The organism is Pseudarthrobacter sp. NPDC058119, assembly GCF_042884655.1.
Taxonomy (GTDB): Bacteria; Actinomycetota; Actinomycetes; order Actinomycetales; family Micrococcaceae; genus Arthrobacter.
On the sequence record NZ_JBHVTN010000006.1, the window covers coordinates 285,162 to 301,847 of the forward strand.

The 16,686-nt window shown below is 67.6% G+C and carries 18 protein-coding genes; 9 read left to right on the top strand and 9 right to left on the bottom strand.

Annotation, left to right across the window (positions count from 1 at the left end; all coding sequences use genetic code 11):
* Window positions 1-32: 32 nt before the first annotated feature.
* From ACFVTD_RS14775 to ACFVTD_RS14800, 6 genes are all read right to left on the bottom strand, one after another.
* Window positions 33-1,229: an acetyl-CoA C-acetyltransferase gene (locus tag ACFVTD_RS14775; protein WP_387564315.1), complete on the bottom strand. Its 1,197-nt coding sequence runs from the start codon at window positions 1,227-1,229 to the stop codon at window positions 33-35.
* Window positions 1,230-1,278: 49 nt separating this feature from the next.
* Complete coding sequence (locus tag ACFVTD_RS14780; protein WP_387564317.1) at window positions 1,279-2,535, bottom strand: acyl-CoA dehydrogenase family protein; 1,257 nt, start codon at window positions 2,533-2,535, stop codon at window positions 1,279-1,281.
* Between the two features lie 135 nt (window positions 2,536-2,670).
* Window positions 2,671-3,408, bottom strand: a complete 738-nt coding sequence (locus ACFVTD_RS14785) for a TetR/AcrR family transcriptional regulator (RefSeq protein ID WP_387564319.1) — start codon at window positions 3,406-3,408, stop codon at window positions 2,671-2,673.
* An 81-nt stretch (window positions 3,409-3,489) separates the two neighbouring features.
* A complete protein-coding gene (locus ACFVTD_RS14790) occupies window positions 3,490-4,512 on the bottom strand; it encodes an SDR family oxidoreductase (protein WP_387564321.1) in 1,023 nt (340 codons plus the stop codon).
* Window positions 4,506-5,477 carry an aldo/keto reductase gene (locus ACFVTD_RS14795; protein ID WP_387564323.1) on the bottom strand — a complete coding sequence of 324 codons (972 nt, stop codon included), beginning with the start codon at window positions 5,475-5,477 and terminating at the stop codon, window positions 4,506-4,508. The genes ACFVTD_RS14790 and ACFVTD_RS14795 overlap by 7 nt, the downstream gene beginning before the upstream one ends.
* Before the next feature lie 84 nt (window positions 5,478-5,561).
* Window positions 5,562-6,383: an aldo/keto reductase gene (locus ACFVTD_RS14800; RefSeq protein ID WP_387564325.1), complete on the bottom strand. Its 822-nt coding sequence runs from the start codon at window positions 6,381-6,383 to the stop codon at window positions 5,562-5,564.
* A 214-nt stretch (window positions 6,384-6,597) separates the two neighbouring features.
* On the opposite strand from ACFVTD_RS14800, the gene ACFVTD_RS14805 reads away from it, so the two are divergent.
* The gene (locus tag ACFVTD_RS14805; RefSeq protein ID WP_387564328.1) at window positions 6,598-7,497 is read left to right on the top strand and encodes a helix-turn-helix domain-containing protein; all 900 of its coding nucleotides are present in this window, start codon (window positions 6,598-6,600) and stop codon (window positions 7,495-7,497) included.
* 160 nt (window positions 7,498-7,657) lie between these two features.
* Window positions 7,658-7,864 (top strand): hypothetical protein, encoded by a 207-nt coding sequence (locus ACFVTD_RS14810; RefSeq protein WP_056331347.1) that lies wholly within the window; start codon window positions 7,658-7,660, stop codon window positions 7,862-7,864.
* Window positions 7,865-7,934: 70 nt separating this feature from the next.
* On the opposite strand, the gene ACFVTD_RS14815 is transcribed toward ACFVTD_RS14810, so the two are convergent.
* Both ACFVTD_RS14815 and ACFVTD_RS14820 read right to left on the bottom strand, forming a co-directional pair.
* Entirely contained in the window at window positions 7,935-8,147 is a 213-nt protein-coding gene (locus ACFVTD_RS14815; RefSeq protein WP_387564330.1) for a dodecin, read from the bottom strand.
* Between the two features lie 111 nt (window positions 8,148-8,258).
* Window positions 8,259-8,963 carry a FadR/GntR family transcriptional regulator gene (locus ACFVTD_RS14820; RefSeq protein ID WP_387564332.1) on the bottom strand — a complete coding sequence of 235 codons (705 nt, stop codon included), beginning with the start codon at window positions 8,961-8,963 and terminating at the stop codon, window positions 8,259-8,261.
* A gap of 173 nt (window positions 8,964-9,136) precedes the next feature.
* Between ACFVTD_RS14820 and ACFVTD_RS14825 the strand changes: the two genes are divergently transcribed.
* The 7 genes from ACFVTD_RS14825 (at window position 9,137) to ACFVTD_RS14855 (ending at window position 16,302) form a co-directional block, all read left to right on the top strand.
* Window positions 9,137-10,621 (top strand): four-carbon acid sugar kinase family protein, encoded by a 1,485-nt coding sequence (locus ACFVTD_RS14825; RefSeq protein WP_387564334.1) that lies wholly within the window; start codon window positions 9,137-9,139, stop codon window positions 10,619-10,621.
* Window positions 10,622-10,708: 87 nt separating this feature from the next.
* Window positions 10,709-11,608 carry an NAD(P)-dependent oxidoreductase gene (locus ACFVTD_RS14830; RefSeq protein WP_387564336.1) on the top strand — a complete coding sequence of 300 codons (900 nt, stop codon included), beginning with the start codon at window positions 10,709-10,711 and terminating at the stop codon, window positions 11,606-11,608.
* 185 nt (window positions 11,609-11,793) lie between these two features.
* The gene (locus ACFVTD_RS14835) at window positions 11,794-13,260 is read left to right on the top strand and encodes a GntP family transporter (protein ID WP_387564338.1); all 1,467 of its coding nucleotides are present in this window, start codon (window positions 11,794-11,796) and stop codon (window positions 13,258-13,260) included.
* On the top strand, window positions 13,260-14,111 hold the full coding sequence (locus tag ACFVTD_RS14840) for a class II fructose-bisphosphate aldolase (protein ID WP_387564340.1): 852 nt from the start codon (window positions 13,260-13,262) through the stop codon (window positions 14,109-14,111). The genes ACFVTD_RS14835 and ACFVTD_RS14840 overlap by 1 nt, the downstream gene beginning before the upstream one ends.
* A 35-nt stretch (window positions 14,112-14,146) precedes the next feature.
* On the top strand, window positions 14,147-14,551 hold the full coding sequence (locus ACFVTD_RS14845; RefSeq protein WP_387564342.1) for a DUF1304 domain-containing protein: 405 nt from the start codon (window positions 14,147-14,149) through the stop codon (window positions 14,549-14,551).
* A gap of 86 nt (window positions 14,552-14,637) precedes the next feature.
* Window positions 14,638-15,957 carry an acyltransferase gene (locus ACFVTD_RS14850; RefSeq protein ID WP_387564344.1) on the top strand — a complete coding sequence of 440 codons (1,320 nt, stop codon included), beginning with the start codon at window positions 14,638-14,640 and terminating at the stop codon, window positions 15,955-15,957.
* Window positions 15,958-15,972: 15 nt separating this feature from the next.
* Window positions 15,973-16,302, top strand: a complete 330-nt coding sequence (locus ACFVTD_RS14855; RefSeq protein WP_387564346.1) for a GNAT family N-acetyltransferase — start codon at window positions 15,973-15,975, stop codon at window positions 16,300-16,302.
* A 49-nt stretch (window positions 16,303-16,351) separates the two neighbouring features.
* Here the strand turns inward: ACFVTD_RS14855 and ACFVTD_RS14860 are convergent, their stop codons facing one another.
* Complete coding sequence (locus tag ACFVTD_RS14860) at window positions 16,352-16,675, bottom strand: hypothetical protein (protein WP_387564348.1); 324 nt, start codon at window positions 16,673-16,675, stop codon at window positions 16,352-16,354.
* Window positions 16,676-16,686 lie beyond the last annotated feature (11 nt).

Sequence of the window (16,686 nt, forward strand, 5' to 3'; positions counted from 1 at the left end):
TCTTCGGTGGGAGAGTCACGCTGGTGGGATGGTTACGCGGTGAGGATGAGGGCATCGCCTTGGCCGCCGCCCCCGCAGAGGGCTACGACGCCGGTGCCTCCGCCGCGGCGTTTCAGCGCCAGCGCCTGGTGCAGCACCAGGCGCGCGCCCGAGGCGCCCACGGGGTGGCCGAGCGCGATGGCGCCGCCTTCGGCGTTGACGGTTGCGGTGTCGATGCCGAGGTCGTTGGCGGACTGGATGAGGACCGAGGCGAAGGCCTCGTTGATTTCCACCAGGTCCAGCTCCTGGACGGTCAGCCCCTGGTCCTTGAGCGCACGCTCGATGGCCCGGGCCGGCTGGGAGTGCAGGGATCCATCCGGGCCCGCGGTCTGACCATGGGCGCCGATCTCGGCGATCCACTCCAGGCCCGCTGCTTCCGCGGCTGCCTTGCTGGCAATGACCAGCGCTGCGGCGCCGTCGGAAAGGGGCGACGACGACCCTGCGGTGATGGTGGCGGTCTCCGCCTTGGAGAACGCCGGGCGGAGCTGGGCCAGGGATTCCGCCGTGGTGTCCGGACGGATGCCCTCGTCGTGTTCAAGCGTCACGGCGGGCCCCTTGCGCTGCGGTATTTCGATGGGTGCGATCTCCTCCGCCATGATGCCGGCCGCGCGGGCGGCTTCGGCGCGCTGGTGGGACCGGGCCGCCACAGCGTCCTGCTCTTCGCGCGTGATGCCCCGTTCGGCGTTGCCGGAATCGGTAGCCTCACCCATCAGCTTCCCGCTCACCGGGTCCTGTAATCCGTCATGGTTCAGGGAGTCCAGCATGGGGGCATCGCCGATAACGACGCCGGCGCGCAGCCCGGGGACCAGGTGCGGTGCGTTGGTCATGGATTCCTGGCCGGCGGCCACGATGAAGTCGGCTTCCCCTGTCCGGATCATCCGGGCTGCGTCGATGACGGCGGTGAGCCCGGACAGGCACAGCTTGTTGATGGTGATGGTGGGGACGTCCCAGCCGATTCCGGCGGCCAGGCTGGCTTGGCGTGCGGGCCCCTGGCCGGCTCCAGCCTGGATCACCTGGCCGACAATGACGGCGCCGATCTGCTCCGGCGCTACGCCGGTGCGTTCCAGCGCGGCACGGATGGCGTGGGCGCCCAGTTCGCTGGCGGAAAAGGGCGTGAGGCCGCCGCGGAACCTGCCGAACGGGGTGCGGGCGCCCCCAAGGATGACGGGGATGTTGGCGTTCTGGTCCAAAGAACGGTCCTTTCGAGGGGGTGACGGGTGGCGGAGTGGAGCTCGGGGCTCAGGCGAAAGCGGAGGTTCCGGTGATGCCGCGGCCGATGATGAGCGCCTGCATGGTTTCGGTGCCTTCGTAGGTGTGGATGGCTTCGATGTCGGCAAGGTGCCTGGCTACCCGGTTTCCCAGCAGGATGCCGTTGCCGCCCAGCAGGTCACGGGCGTTTGAAGCGATGCCGCGGGCGGTCCGGGTGCAGGTGTATTTCACCAGCGATGCCTGCTCCGGCGTGAGTGTCCCGGCCTCATCCAGGCGGGTCATCTGCACCACCATCAGCTGCATGGTGGCCAGTTCGCTGAGCATTCGGGCCAGCCGTTCCTGGATGATCTGGGATGCGGCCAGCGGCCGGCCGAACTGCTTCCGTTGCTTGGCGTACTGGACGGCCGTTTCGTAGCAGGCGGTGGCGTGGCCGACGGCGGACCAGGCCACGCCCAGGCGGGTCGCCAAGAGGACCCGGGCCGTGTCCTTGAACGTGCGTGCGCCCGGCATGACGTTTTCTTCCGGGACGAAGACGTCCTCCAGCCGGATGTGCGCCTGCCAGATGGCGCGGAGGGCAAGTTTGCCTTCGATTTTCGTGGCGGTGTAGCCGGGAGAGCCTTGGGGTACCAGGTAGCCGTGGACCTGGCCGTCGTCGCCCCGGGCCCAGACGACGCTGACGCCGCCCACGGAGCCGTTGCCGATCCACTTCTTCTCGCCGTTGAGCAGGAAGCCGCCTTCCGTGCGGGTGGCCGTGGTTTCCAGGGCCACCGAGTCGGAGCCGTGGGTTGGTTCGGTGAGGGCGAAGGCCGCGTATTCCGTGCCTTTGGCTATGGCGGCCAGCCAGTGCTCTTTCTGCGCCGCGGATCCACACTCGGCAACCGACCGAAGGGCCAGTCCGCCCTGAACCGCAATCATGGTGGCCACGGAACCGTCGCCCCGGCTGATCTCCATGTTCACCAGGCCGGCGGCCATGCTGCTCATGGGCGCGAAGCCCTCCACGGGGATGCCATCGCGGAGCAGGTCCAGTTCGCCCAGGCGGCGGAGGAGGTGCAACGGGTACTCGCCGCGTTCCCAGTAGCCGTCAATGACCGGGAGGACCTCATCCTGGACGAAGCTGCGGGCGCGGTCCCAGTACACGCGGTCCTCGTCGCTGACGCCGGCCAGGATGGACGCCGGGTCCGTCCCAAGGGCTTCGGTCAGGACGTACTCGGGCTCTACCGTCCCGGAGGGGAAGCCGGCAGGGTCTCCGGTGCGGGTGGGCGCGAGGCTGGGCGACGACGTCGTCATGTATCTGCATCCTTTTGAATCAGCGGCGGCGCGGCGGCCGGAGCATGTGGCGTGCACCACACGGTTCAAGGATGCATTGAAACGCGGTTCCACGTCAAGAAACTGAGTACCAACCAAGGTTGGGTATGACCGGCTTTACGGGAGCGCGTCCCGGACTGCTTGGGCAATGGCGTCCTTGTCGGCGGGGCCGGGAAGGACGGTGACGACGACGGTCGGCGCAGGTGGGGCGGGCGCGGCGGCCGCTGCCGCGCTGCCGAGGAGAGCAGGCCGGAACGTTTCCGCCAGGTCCTGGAGCTCGGCGGCCAGGGCCGTGGCTCTCTCCCGGTCTCCTGCGGCAGTGTCCCCGGCGCCGGGTGCCGCCCGCAGCCACTCCCGCAGGAAGGCGTTGTGCACGGCCACCACTGCGGACGCGAACGCAACGGCCTTGTATTCGCGCCGTCCGCTGCGGGGCAGCCTGTCATTCAGGTACTGCAGGAACGCCCGCTCGTAGCGGTGCGAGGTCACCAGCTCCCGGTCCCGGAGGGCCGGAACGGCCTGCAAAAGCCCATACCGGGCCCGGGAGGTTTCCGGGTTCCGCAGGTGGTGGTCGAAGACCAGCAGCGCCGCGTCCGCCACAGCGGCCAGCGGCCCAAGCCTGGATTCGGCGAGGCGGTCGTTGACCTGGTGCAGGATCCGCTCGTGGTCGGCGAAGACAACGTCTTCCTTGGACCCGAACCTGCGGAAGAACGTGCTGCGGCTCATCCCCGAGGCCTCGGCGAGCTCCTCGACCGAGGTTCCATCAAAACCCTGCTCCGCCAGGAGGCTGATGGCTGCCGCAACGGGCCCATCGGAAGGGTGCCCATCGACGGGACGGCTGGGAGGGGGCGAAGTCATGCGCCGAAATGTAGCACAGCGATGGTCCGCCGGCTGGCCTGCCGGAGGAGGCGTCAGGCCAGCCGGCGCTGCTCCAGCGGGTCAGGCGCCTTGGCGTGCCCAGCCGGTGAGCTTGCCGGAAAGCTGCATGTAGGCCTCGTTGACCTGCTGCAGCTCCGGGTGGTTGTCGTGCCACTCAACGATCTCCCGTGCACCGTCCGCGAACGGAATGGTGGCCGTGTAGCCGGGAACCAGGGACTTGATCTTGGTGTTGTCGAAGACCACCGAGTGGGACCGGTCGCCCAGGAGGTTGGAACCCAGTTCGGCATCGTGGGCGGCGATGGTTTCGGACGCCACGTGGACCAATTCGGGTTCCTTGACGCCGGCTGCCCGGGCGAATAGCCGGTAGATCTGGTTCCAGGGCAGGTATTCGTCGGAGGTGATGGTGTAGCTTTCGCCAACTGCCTGCGGCCGGCCGAGCAGGCCCACGAACGCCTTGGCGAAGTCCCTGCTGTGGGTCAGCGTCCACAGGGAGGTGCCGTCGCCGTGGACCATGACCGGCAGCCCGGCGCGCATGCGGTGGATGTCAGTCCAGCCGCCCACCATGGCGATCTTGGTGCGGTCGTAGGTGTGCGATGGGCGCACCACCGTCAGTGGAAAGTCGTCCTCCCGGTAGGCCTTGAACAGCAGCTCCTCGCACGCGATCTTGTCCCGGGAGTATTGCCAGAATGGGTTTTTCAAGGGCGTGGACTCGAGGATCGGAAGCCTGGTGGGAGGCTTCTGGTACGCGGAGGCCGAGCTGATGAACACGTACTGTCCGGTCCGCTCCCGGAACAACTCCATGCTGGCTTGCGCCTGGTCCGGAGTGTAGGAGATGAAGTCCGCCACGGCGTCGAACTCCCTTCCGCCCAACACCTCCCGGACCGCCGCGTCATCCCGGACATCTGCGTGCAGCACCTCCGCGCCCTCCGGGATGGGCCGGGTGGACTGGCCGCGGTTCAGGATGGTGAGCCGGTGGCCCAGCCCGACGGCGCGTTCTGCCGCCGCCGCGCTGATGACCCCGGTGCCGCCGATGAAGAGGATGTTCCTCGGGGCCACGGTATCCGCCGCAAGCAGGGTTACCATGCGTAGTCTTCCGGGGCCGTACGGTGCCCGGGGAAGATGTCGTCCAGCCGTTTGAGGGCGTCGGCGTCAAGGGTGATATCCAGTGCGCGGATGGCGGCGTCCAGTTGTTCCTGCGTACGCGGGCCAACGATCGGAGCCGTCACGGCTGGCTGGTGCAGGAGCCAGGCCAGGGCGACGTCGCCGGGTTCGTGGCCCAGTTCGTCGGCGAAGTCCTCGTACTGGCGGATCTGGTCCTGGTGCTTCTTCAGGGTTTCGGCGGCCCGTCCCTCGGTACGGCGGACGCCCTCACGTTCCTTCTTCAACACCCCGCCCAGCAGCCCGCCCTGCAGCGGCGACCAGGGAATCAGGCCCAGCCCGTACTGCTGTGCGGCGGGGATGACTTCCAGTTCAACCTGGCGCATGAACAGGTTGTAGATGGACTGCTCGCTGACCAGGCCGGTGTAGTTCCGGCGGCGGGCAGCTTCCTGCGCCTGGGCGATGTGCCAGCCGGCGAAGTTGCTGCTGCCCGAATACAGGATCTTCCCCTGCTGGACCGCCACCTCGATGGCCTGCCAGATCTCGTCCCACGGCGTATCGCGGTCGATGTGGTGGAACTGGTAGACGTCGATGTAGTCCGTCTGCAGTCGCTTGAGGCTGGCGTCCAGTGCGCGGCGGATATTCAGTGCGGAGAGCTTGGACTCGTTGGGCCGGTCGGTCATGGTGCCGTAGAGCTTGGTGGCCAGGACGGTGTGCTCCCGGCGCTCGCCGCCCTTGGCGAACCACCGCCCGATGATCTCTTCGGTCCAGCCGCGGTGCTCGGCTCCGCCATAGACGTTGGCAGTGTCGAAGAAGTTGATGCCGGCCCCGTGCGCGGAGTCCATGATGCTGTGGGCGTCCGCTTCCTCTGTCTGGGGTCCGAAGTTCATGGTGCCCAGGCAAAGGCGGGAGACTTTCAGGCCGGAGCGGCCCAGATGCGTGTACTGCATGGAAAATCCTTTCAGGAGGCCTGCGTAGTTGGCAGTGGCTGCCGGTGGTTGTGCTGTCCGGCCGGGTGTTGCGCTTGTCGAAACCTACATCTGGGTGAAGGAGGCGACGGCGGGGTCCGAGCCGATGCGCGCGCCGGACTCCAGACCGGTGATGGCGGCCAGTTCGTCGTCGGACAGCTTCAGGGACGCGGCCGCAAAGTTTTCCCTGATCCGGCCAGGGTTCGCGGACTTCGGGATGACGATGTTTCCGTTGGCCAGGTGCCAGGCGAGCACCACCTGGGCGGTGGTGGCATAGTGGGCGGCGGCGATCGAGGTCACGGCGTTTCCATTGAGGTCCCCGCCCTGCCCCAGGGGGCTGTAGGCTTCGACGGCGATTCCCAGGTTGCGGCACTTGGCGGCAAGGTCGGCCTGCTGGTAGCTGGGGTGCAGCTCGATCTGGTTGACGGCGGGCACGGTGTCCGTGGATTCCAGCAGGGTGTCCAGGTGGTCGGAGAGGAAGTTGGAGACGCCGATGGCGCGGATTTCCTTGTTCTCGTAAAGCCGTTCCATCTCCTTCCATGCCTGGACGAAGAGGCCCTGCGACGGAACCGGCCAGTGGATGAGGTAGAGGTCGATGAAGTCCAGGCCCAGTGCCTTGCGGCTATTCTGGAAGGCCTCCTGCGCCCTGCCCTGCTCTCCGTTGCGCAGCTTGGTGGTGACGAAGATGTCCTCGCGCGCGATGCCGGTGGCTGCGAGGGCCGCCCCGACTCCTGCTTCGTTCCGGTAGGCGGCCGCGGTATCGATGTGGCGGTAGCCCGCTTCCAGGGCGTCCTCCACCGTCCGCTGGGTGTCTTCCGGCGGAACCTGGAAAACACCGAAGCCAAGCTGGGGGATGGTGACGCCGTTGTTGAGTGTCAGCTCTGACATGGGAGTGCTCCTTCTGGAATGTGTTGCTGGAAGATGCGTGCTGGAGGTTGCTGCCGGTTGCCACGGGAGAGAAAGCGGTTTCCACCGGCTCACTCCCGAGCCTATGCACTTCCGGCCACCAAGTCAGCAGGCAAGGCTGTTCCTGTTTTTCCTAGGACTGCCAGTCCTACCTTCGTGGTGGAGCAGGCCGTCCCGCGCAGGCACAATGGTCTGCATGGGTCAAAGCGCCGAGTTCGGAAAATTCCTCAAAGCCATGCGGTCCCGGTTGAGCCCGGAGGTCGCCGGGTCGGGACCGAGCACCGGGGCGCGCAGGGTTCCCGGCCTGCGGCGTGAGGAGGTGGCGCGGCTGGCCGGCGTGAGCACCGACTACTACGTCCGGCTGGAGCAAGGCCGGAACATCCACCCGTCCCGCACTGTCCTGGACGCCGTGGCCCGGGCGCTCCGGCTGGACAGCAGCGAGCACGCGCACATGCTGGACCTGTTGGAGAACTGCGCCGGTGCTCCCCGCGAGCCCGGCGCCAACGCTGCCCAGGGCGTCCGGCCGGCACTGCGCCAGCTCCTGGACGCGGTGGGGGAGGTGCCCGCCATGGTGCTGGGCCGCCGGAACGACGTCCTGGCCGGCAACAGGATGGCCTTCCTCCTGTTTGCTGATTTCCCCTCATTGCCCCCGGCAGAGCGGAACCTGACCCGCTGGACCATCCTGGACCCCGCTGCGCGGGAGCTGTTCAGGGACTGGAAGACGGTTGCCGCCGAAGCGGCGGGATCCCTGCGGCTGGACGTGGGCCGGCACCCCAACGATCCCCAGGCCAGCCACCTGGTGGGCGAGCTGGCGGTCCACAGCGAACACTTCCGCCAGTGGTGGGCGGGGCACCGTGTGGCCACGCGGGCTGCCGGGACCGTCCGGCTGCACCATCCGTCCGTGGGGGACCTGGAACTGAACTTTGAAAACCTGGTCCTTCCGGAGGATCCCGACCAGACACTGAGGGTGTATTCCGCCCGGCCCGGGACGCCGTCGTCGGACGCCCTGGCCCTGCTGGGAAGCCTCGGCGCCGTGCCGGAGGTTGGCCTGGGACGGGACGCCGCTGCCTCAACCCAGGCCGAAGCCACGGGCTGAGCAGTCCGCCCCGCGGGGCCCGGGTGTGAGCTACTGTACATTCGTCCAGCGGAGGGGGGTGATTCTGGCCAGCCGCCCATTGGTCGGCCGCCGGTCCTTCCCTAGGGTGGGAGTACATGCTTACCCACGCCCACTTTCAACACCCAGGATGGTCTCAACGATGAAACGCATCGCCCTGCTGAAGGAACGCCAGGCATCCGCCGGCGCCGCGTCCACCGCTACCGGTTCGCACTGCCCGGCATCGGGCCTGTGGAGCCCCGACCTGGACCCACACACCGTCCTGTCGTTCTTTGAGGGCCATGTCTTTCCGGCGTTCGACGGCGTGCCCACCGTCTGGCGGCGGCGCAGCCCGGGCACCGCGAACTAGGGCCGCCTTAAACAGGGCTGACCCGCCGCCGGCACTGGGAAGGTGCCGGCGGCGGGTCAGTTTGCTTGGCCTAGTGTTCTTCGAGCCGGAAACCGATCTTGATGGTCACCTGCCAGTCCGCGATTTTTCCGTCCTCAAGGTGGCCGCGGACCTCCTTGACCTCGAACCAGTCGAGGTTCCGCACGGTCTTGGACGCCTGGGCAATACCGTTGCGGACGGCGTCGTCCACTCCCTGGGTGGAGGTGCCGACAATTTCAGAAATGCTGTACGTGTGGTTGGACAACTTCGCTCCTCGTGATCATCGTTGCTCCCGGTTGCGGGCCGTCCCTGAAGCCTAGTAGGCCTGCGGGAGCGTTGAACAGGGGTCCGCGGCAACGTGAACCGCGCCGAAAAGCTACTTGACGTCCAGGACCAGCTGCTTCAGGTCATCGAGCGTCTGCTGCATGTGCGCATCCATGGCCTGGCGCGAGCGGGCGGCGTCGCGGGACTCCAGTGCTTCGGCGATGTTCTGGTGGTGGCCGATTGCGTGCTCCTGGATTGCCGGAACGGCGGAGGTCTCGGCCCTGCGCTTTTCCAGTACCCGGTGCAGCGGCTCGAAGAGGACGGAGACGAACACGTTGCCGGAGGCGCGCAGGATGACGTCGTGGAAGGCGAGGTCTGCTTCCACGAAGGCTGCGACGTCGTTGATGCCATGGGCGGCTTTCATGGCCGCAACGTAGTTGAACAGGGAAGCGATGTCCTCCTCGGCGATCCGGCCGGCCGCCAGTTCGCAGGCGCCCGTTTCGAGCATCCGGCGCAGCTCGATGAGCTGGATGGAGGCGTCGGCGTCGTTCTTGCCCTCGGACGCGGCCCGGAGTACTGCTTCCAGCGAGGCCCAGCGGCTCAAGGGATTAACGAAGGTTCCCCTGCCGCGCTCCACGCTGAGGATGCGCTGGGCCTGCAGTGTCTTCATTGCCTCACGCACGGTCATGCGGCTGACTTCGTGGCGGGCGCTCAGCTCATGCTCGCCTGGGACGATGGAGCCGGGCGGAAACTCGCCTTCGATGATGCGGTCCAGCAGCTCGTCGGCCACCACGCCCACCAGCGACTTCCTTGCCATGTTCCCCCCGATCACTCTTTCCGGCCGACGCCTGGCGGATATGTCAGACAAGTGTACTTGCGCGTCCGTATGCCGTGTGCCACACTAATTTTCGAATGCAAGATGTCTGACATCTTACAGTTACCTTTACATCAGGATCCGCGAGCCCGGATCGCTACACAACGGAGTGCACTGTGACGCTTGAAGCAGACGTTCTGGCCGCCTATCCGGCAGACCTCGAGATTCCCGCCGGGCTGGTTGCTGCCACGCTGGCCGCTTCCAACGCGGACGTTCCCCGTGTCCTGGTAGTGCTCGACGATGACCCCACCGGCACGCAGTCCGTGGCGGACCTGCCGGTGCTCACCCGCTGGGACGTGGAAGACTTCACCTGGGCCTTCGGCCAGGGCAAGCCCGCCGTGTACGTCCTGACCAATACCCGCAGCCTTGACCCGGCCGAGGCGGCAGGGCGGAACGAGGAAGTGGTCCGCAACGCCCTGGCCGCTGCAGGCTCCCTGGACAAGCTGCGCCTGGGCTTCGTCAGCCGCAGCGATTCCACCCTCCGCGGCCACTTCCCCCTGGAACCGGACGTCATCGCAGCCACGGTGGCAGAGGTCAGCGGCGAAAAGACCGACGGCGTCGTCCTGGTACCCGCCTTCCCCGACGCCGGCCGGCTCACCATTGGCGGCGTCCACTACATGCGCGGCACCGGTGACGCCACCGGAACCCTGGTCCCGGTCTCCGGGACCGAGTTCGCCAAGGACGCGTCCTTCGGCTTCAGCACGTCCGTCATGGCCGACTACATAGCAGAGAAGTCCCAGGGCCGGTTCCCGGCAGACTCCGTGATCGTGCTGGACCTGGACATCATCCGTGCAGGTGCCTCCGCGCAGGACCCGGCCATCTCCGCCAAAGCGATCGCGGACGCCATCGAGCCGGCCACCGATTCCACCCCCATCGTCGCGGACATCGTCACCGAGAACGACTTCCGCGCGCTGGCCCTTGGCCTGGAAGAAGCCGAGCGCCGCGGCAAGAAGCTCCTGTACCGTGTGGGCCCGCCGTTCGTCCGCGGCCGCATCGGCCAGGAAGTACGCACCGCACTCACCGCCGAGGAGGCTTACGCCGGCAACACCCCGTCTGAGGCCGGCGGCCTGATCGTGGTGGGCTCGCACGTTGGCGTCACCACTCGCCAGCTCAACGTCCTCACCGCGGAGCACGGCTCCGCGCGCATCATTGAGATCGACGTCGAAAGGCTCCTCGCTGAGGAAACCGAAGCCAAGGCCCACCTGGACCAGACCGTGGACGCCGTCGTCGAGGCCCTCCACGCCGGCGACGTCATCGTCCACACCAGCCGCCTGCTCATCAAAACCGACGACCCCGCCGAAAGCCTGCGGATCGCCCGGACCGTCTCAGCCGCTGTCGTGGACGTGGTCAACCGGACCCTGAAGACCTTCCCGCCGCGCTTCGTCATCGCCAAGGGCGGCATCACCTCTTCGGACGTCGCGGCCCACGGCCTCGAAATCCGCCACGCGATCGTCCGCGGTCCCATGCTGCCGGGCATCGTCTCCCTCTGGGAACCCGTCGATGGCCCCGCCAAGGGCATCCCGTACATCGTCTTCGCCGGCAACGTGGGCGACGACGACTCCCTGGCCCAGGTCACCCGCAAACTCAGCAACACTTTCTAGTCCCCACCGCCTCCCAACCCTCGCAAGCTCGGGCCGGGTCCCTCGCCCGCGTGGGCCCGCCCAGCAAGAATTCAACGGAGAAACACCATGACCAGCAACTACACCGTCACCGTCCTGGGCCTCGGCGCCATGGGCCTGCCCATGGCCACCCGGCTGGCCTCCCAGCTGACCGTTCACGGTTTCGACATCGCCGAACCCCGTCTGGAACTGGCCCGCGAAGCCGGCATCGCCACCTTCGGCACCGCCCGCGAAGCCGCGAAGGGCGCCGACGCCGTCCTGCTGGCCGTCCGCAACGGCGAACAGCTCAACGACGTCCTCTTCGGCGAGAACGGCGTGGCCTCCGTGCTGGAGCCGGGCGCCGTCGTGATCCTGGGCAGCACGGTAGGCACCGACGCCATCCCCGCCACGGTGGCCAAGCTGGCCGAATACGGCGTGGACCTGGTGGACGCCCCGCTTTCGGGCGGCCCCAAGCGTGCCGGCGAAGGCGACCTGCTGATCGTCGTCGGCGCTTCCCCCGAGGCCCGCGAAAAGGCAGCCCCGGCCCTGGACCTGCTGGCCTCCACCCTCACCGTGGTGGGCGACAACCCCGGCGACGGCCAGGCCCTGAAGACCGTCAACCAGCTCCTGTGCGGCGTCCACATCGCCGCCGCCGCTGAGGCCCTGGCCCTGGCGGACGCGCTCGGACTGGACCAAGCCAAGACCCTCGCCGCCCTGGAAGCAGGCGCGGCCGGTTCCTTCATGCTCTCCAACCGCGGCCCGCGCATCCTCGAGGCCTACAACGAAGAAGGCGCAGAGGTCTTGTCCCGCCTGGACATCTTCGTCAAGGACATGGGCATCGTGGGCAAGGCCACCCGCGCCGCCGGCCTGGCAGCCCCCGTGGCCGCCGCCGCCGAACAGCTCTACCTGCTGGGCCAGGCCCAGGGCCTCGCCGCCGCCGATGACTCCGCCGTCATCAAGGTGGTCGCGCCGGCCAAGCGCACCAAGTAAGCCAGCGCACCAAGTAAGCCACCCTCCTGCCCTCGCGGCAAAAGGTACGACGACGGCGGTCCCCCCTCCGCCGTCGTCGTACCTCCCAGCGTTGCCGGCGCAGTCCCGCGACGTTCGTTCCCCACCCCACCATTCCCTGCTGCCGCCCTGCCCCGGGACCGGCACGTCAAAGGAGACATCCCCCTGTGAACCACCTGATGAACCCGCTGCTGCAGCGGGCGGCCGATGCCCCGGCCATCAAGCCCGCCGTTGAGCTGGGCACCCCGGTACTGCTCACCATCGCAGCGGTGGGCATCGCCATCCTGCTGGTGATGATTATCCGCTTCAAGATCCAGGCCTTCGTGGCCCTGCTGACCGTCAGCATCCTGGTGGCCGTGGCCGCCACTATTCCGCTGCAGGACATCTTCACCGTGGTGTCCAGCGGTGTGGGCAGCACCATGGGCAAGGTCGCCATCCTGATCGCGCTCGGCGCGGTGCTGGGCCGCATGATCGAGGTGTCCGGCGGCGTCCAGTCCCTCGCGGACCACTTCACCCGCAAGCTCGGCGCCCGGCGCGTGGCCGTGGCGCTGACCGCCGTCGGCTTCCTGGTGGCCATCCCCGTGTTCTTCGAGGTGGGCATCATCGTGCTGGTGCCCATCGTGTACGCCTTCGCCAAGATCGCCAAGGTCCACCCCGTGAAGTTTGGCCTCCCCATGGCCGGCATCATGCTCTCCATCCACGTGGCTGTCCCGCCGCACCCGGGAATCGTTGCCGGCGCGGGCGTGCTCGGCGCTGACATCGGACTGATCGCCCTGATTTCGCTCCTGATCTGCGTGCCGCTGGGCTTCCTGTCCTACTGGGTGGCTTCCATCATGAACCGCAAGGACTACGAACTGCTGCCCGCGGTGAAGACCCAGGTTGAAGAATTCGGTTCCAAATCACTGGTCAAGGCGGGCCATGACGGACCCGGCGCCGCCGCCATCGCACCCCCACGGCCGGGCCTGATCATCTTCCTGATCGCAGCGCCCATCGTGCAGATCCTGCTCGGCACGGTTGGGACGCTCGTCATCCCTAAGTCCGATCCGCTGTATGGCCTCGCGTCCTTCATCGGCAACCCCTTCCTGGCCCTGCTGGTGGCCGTGGCGCTGTCCTTCTTCCTGCTGGCCGTCCGACGCGGCTGGTCCTTCAAGGAAACCGGTGAAATCTTCGAGGGCTCCCTGCCTCCCATCGCCTCGATCCTCATGGTGGTGGCGGCCGGCGGCGTGTTCGGCAACGTGCTTCAGGTTTCCGGCATCGGCGGCGCCCTCTCCAAGACGCTGGACACCCTCGGCGTGCCGCTGCTGCTCCTGGGCTTCATCATCTCCCTCGCCCTCCGCGCCGCCCAGGGTTCGGCCACCGTGGCCATCGTGACCACCACCGGCCTGCTGTCCGCCGCGGTCAGTGGCGGTGGCTACAGCCCTGCACAGATCGCCGTGATCGTCATCGCCATCGGCTTCGGCGCCCTTGGCCTGTCCCACGTGACGGACGCCGGCTTCTGGGTTGTGGTGCGCTACTACGGCCTCACCGTCTCCGACGGCCTGAAGACCTGGACCGTGCTGACCACCATCCTGGGCCTGGCCGGCTTCGCGCTGACCTTCGTGGCCTGGATCCTGGTGGGAGGCCTGGGCGCCTGATGCATACCAGACTGGACCACCTGGTCACCTCCGCCCTCCACCAGGGTTCCGCCGTGCCGGCCTTCACCTGCTACGACTTCACCACCGCGCTGGCAGTCGTGGCCGCCGCCGAGGAATCCGGCCGCGGCGTGATCCTGCTGGTGGCCCCCAAGACCGCCGCCACCCCCAACGGACTCCGCCTCATTGCTGCCCTCCGTGGCCTGGCGGACGCCGCGGCCGTCCCGGTCGCCGTGCAGCTTGACCATGCTTCAGACCTGAAGGTGATGGCCGACGCCGTCGCGGCAGGGGCGGATTCCGTCCTCGCCGACGGTTCGTCCCTCCCTTATGAGGACAACATTGCGCTGGTCCGGGCTGCCCGGGCCCTGCTGGGCGACGACGTGGTGCTGGAAGCCGAACTGGGCGGCCTGGCAGGGGATGAGGACCGTGCTTTTGAGGCCGGCCAGTCAGGCGTCGACGTCGCGGGCCTGACCGACTCCGCGCAGGTGGAAGACTTCGTCTCACGCACCGGCGCGGAACTGCTGGCCGTTGCCGTGGGCAACGTCCACGGCAAGTACAAAGGCGAGCCGCGGCTGCGCTGGGACGTGCTGCAGGACATCGCCGCCCGGATCCACATTCCGCTGGTGCTGCACGGTGCCTCCGGCATCCCGGCCGAGGAGCTGGTGAAAGCCGCCGCCATGAACGTGGGCAAGGTCAACTTCAACACCGAACTGCGCACCGGCGTGTTGGCCACCCTCCAGGACCAGCTTCCCGCCCACCGCGCCGACGGCGAGAACCTGCAGGGCCTGCTGGCGTTGTGGAACCAGTCGGCCAAGGGGTTTGCCGGCACCACGCTGGCCACGCTGGCGCGATAGGACAGTCCCGCTGAGGGGGAGGCTAGGATCGAGCAATGATCCTGGCCTCCCTTCTTTTTGCCTTCCTCGCCGGCGCGCTGCACGTCTTCATCTTCTCCATGGAGTCCCTCACCTGGACCCGGCCCGCCACCTGGAAGCGGTTCGGTGTCGCCTCCCAGCAGGACGCCGAAACCACCAAATCCCTGGCGTACAACCAGGGCTACTACAACCTGTTCCTGGCCATCGGGGCGTTCATCGGGGTGGGCCTTGTGGCTTTCGGCGGTGCCGGATCGGCGCAGGCCGTGGCAGGCTGGACCCTCGTCTTCAGCTGCTGCGGCTCCATGCTGCTGGCGGCCGCCGTCCTGGCGCTCACCGGACGCAGGTACCTCCGCGCGGCCGCAACCCAGGGCACCACGCCGCTGCTCGCCGTCGTCCTGGGCGTCCTGGCCACACTGCAGTAGGGCATCCCGGGCCTTATGGTCCTAAAAACCTGCCTGCAACGGGGGCACAATAGAGCCGTGGGCAGCGTCGAATCGTTGTAGGTCCCATGCGCAGCACCGTAGGGCGGGGGACAGGAACCGGGGCGGACACGGTGGACCGTGATCCGGCCATCGACCTTGTCCGTTTCATCTGCCTGGCGCTGGTGGTGGTGGGCCACTCCATGATGGTCAGTCCGGTCCTCCGCCCGGACGGGACCGTGACAACGGAGAACACCCTTGGCGACCAGGACTGGTTTGTCCCCGTCATCTGGATCTTCATGGTGATGCCCCTGTTCTTCGTTACCGGGGGCGCGACCGGCCTGCAGTCCTGGCGACGGCTTAAGGCGCGGGGCGGCACGGCGGCCCAGTTCATCCGTGCACGGCTCCTGCGCCTGCTACGGCCCACTACCGCCCTGCTTGCGGCGATGGTCCTGGGATTGTCGTTGGCCCGTGCCCTCGGGGTAGACCAGCAGGTAGTCCAACTCATGGCCACCGGTGCGGGCATGCCCCTGTGGTTCCTGGCGGCCTACCTCGCTGCGCAGCTGAACATCCCGTTGCTGGCTGCGCTGCACGCGCGTTCCCCCTGGCTGGCGCTCGGCCTGCTCCTCGGCCTCGTGGTTGCCGTGGATTGCCTCCGGGGGGCGCTGCCGAACCTTGCCTACGCAAACCTGGTGTTCGTGTGGTGCGCAGTGCAGCAACTGGGTTTCCTGGCGGTGGACGGCTGGACGTCGCGGCTTTCCCGTTCCGGGCTGCTGGCCATCGCGTTGGCAGCAAACCTTGCGTTGGGCCTGGTGACGGGGCTGGGGCTGTACACCGGCAACATGCTGGTGAACCTCAATCCACCCAACCTCACCCTGGTCCTTTTGGGCGTTTCCCAGCTGGCCGTGATGGAACTGGCACGGCCGGTCCTGGCGGCGCTCGCCGAGGTCAGCTGGATTGGCCGCCTCGTGGCCATGGCGGGCAGCCGGTCCTTGACGGTGTACTTGTGGCACCTGCCGTTGCTGGGCGCGATGTCGGGGCTGCTGCTCCTGGTGCCGTTCCCCAAGCCCGCCGCCGGCACCGCCGAATGGTGGTGGTCCCGTCCCCTGGTGGTGCTGGCGCTGGTCATCCTGCTCCTGCCGGTGGCCGCAGCCTTCGGCCGCATGGAGGACCGGACGACGCCGGCCCCCACCATCCGCTGCCGGCCCGCCGTGGCGGGGGCCGCCGTCGTGGTGGTCTTCATTCCAGTGGCGGACGCCGCACTCAGCGGACTCTCGCTGGGCCTGCTGGCAGCCGGAACCGTGTGCTTCTCGGCGGCCCTCCTGTTGCTGCGCGGTTCACCGCTGGGCCGCCGGCAGCCGTTCCGGCGCCGCCATGGCCGAAGGACCATTGCCAGCGGACTGAAGTAGTGCCAGTGTCGAACCATGACCGAGAACACCACGTCCGCGGAGGACAAGTTCACCGCCAACGTCTCACTGAGGCGCAACGACGAACAGCATTGGTACGAGCTCCTGGTGGACGGACGGCTCGCGGTGCAGGCCTTCTTCCACGACCTTCCCGGTCACATCGACTTCACCCACACCGAAACCGGCCCTGACTTTGAGGGCCAGGGACTGGGAAAGGTCCTGGCGCACTTTGCCCTGGATGACGTGGTGGCCACCGGCAAGCGGATCATCCCGCACTGCCCGTTCATTTCCAGCTACCTTCGCAAGCACGAAGGCTACGAGCAGTTCGTCGACTGGCCGGAGGGCTGATCCCGGTGCGCCGGCATCAGTCTCGGCGCGAGCGTCAGCTGGCGGTGGTTCAGCTGGCCAGGGCCTGGTCGCTGAGCGCAGCCGCGGCACCCGGATCGTCAATGGTGAAGCCGCACGCGCAACGGTAGGTGACGATGCTCTCCGGGACGGAGCCGGGACGCAGGGCAACCACCGTGTTGCCGTCCACATAGACGGGCTGCCGGACCGGAAGTTCGTCCGGGTCGACGCGCTTCATCGGCGTACGGCAGTGCATCCGCGAGTTCAAGGTCTTCAGCAGCCCTGCGTCCGCGGATACGGTGGCGGACAGGAGCTGGCCAGCTGCTTCAGTGCGTTCCCCGGACGCTGTCAGCTGGTATTCCATTGCGGTGGTCATTATGTTCTTCC

Excerpts from the sequence above, each read along its gene's own strand:
- ACFVTD_RS14780 (WP_387564317.1), bottom strand. The coding sequence starts at position 2,535 with ATGACGACGTCGTCGCCCAGCCTCGCGCCCACCCGCACCGGAGACCCT.
- ACFVTD_RS14785 (WP_387564319.1), bottom strand. The coding sequence starts at position 3,408 with ATGACTTCGCCCCCTCCCAGCCGTCCCGTCGATGGGCACCCTTCCGAT.
- ACFVTD_RS14790 (WP_387564321.1), bottom strand. The coding sequence starts at position 4,512 with ATGGTAACCCTGCTTGCGGCGGATACCGTGGCCCCGAGGAACATCCTC.
- ACFVTD_RS14795 (WP_387564323.1), bottom strand. The coding sequence starts at position 5,477 with ATGCAGTACACGCATCTGGGCCGCTCCGGCCTGAAAGTCTCCCGCCTT.
- ACFVTD_RS14800 (WP_387564325.1), bottom strand. The coding sequence starts at position 6,383 with ATGTCAGAGCTGACACTCAACAACGGCGTCACCATCCCCCAGCTTGGC.
- ACFVTD_RS14805 (WP_387564328.1), top strand. The coding sequence starts at position 6,598 with ATGGGTCAAAGCGCCGAGTTCGGAAAATTCCTCAAAGCCATGCGGTCC.
- ACFVTD_RS14810 (WP_056331347.1), top strand. The coding sequence starts at position 7,658 with ATGAAACGCATCGCCCTGCTGAAGGAACGCCAGGCATCCGCCGGCGCC.
- ACFVTD_RS14820 (WP_387564332.1), bottom strand. The coding sequence starts at position 8,963 with ATGGCAAGGAAGTCGCTGGTGGGCGTGGTGGCCGACGAGCTGCTGGAC.
- ACFVTD_RS14830 (WP_387564336.1), top strand. The coding sequence starts at position 10,709 with ATGACCAGCAACTACACCGTCACCGTCCTGGGCCTCGGCGCCATGGGC.
- ACFVTD_RS14840 (WP_387564340.1), top strand. The coding sequence starts at position 13,260 with ATGCATACCAGACTGGACCACCTGGTCACCTCCGCCCTCCACCAGGGT.
- ACFVTD_RS14845 (WP_387564342.1), top strand. The coding sequence starts at position 14,147 with ATGATCCTGGCCTCCCTTCTTTTTGCCTTCCTCGCCGGCGCGCTGCAC.
- ACFVTD_RS14850 (WP_387564344.1), top strand. The coding sequence starts at position 14,638 with ATGCGCAGCACCGTAGGGCGGGGGACAGGAACCGGGGCGGACACGGTG.
- ACFVTD_RS14855 (WP_387564346.1), top strand. The coding sequence starts at position 15,973 with ATGACCGAGAACACCACGTCCGCGGAGGACAAGTTCACCGCCAACGTC.
- ACFVTD_RS14860 (WP_387564348.1), bottom strand. The coding sequence starts at position 16,675 with ATGACCACCGCAATGGAATACCAGCTGACAGCGTCCGGGGAACGCACT.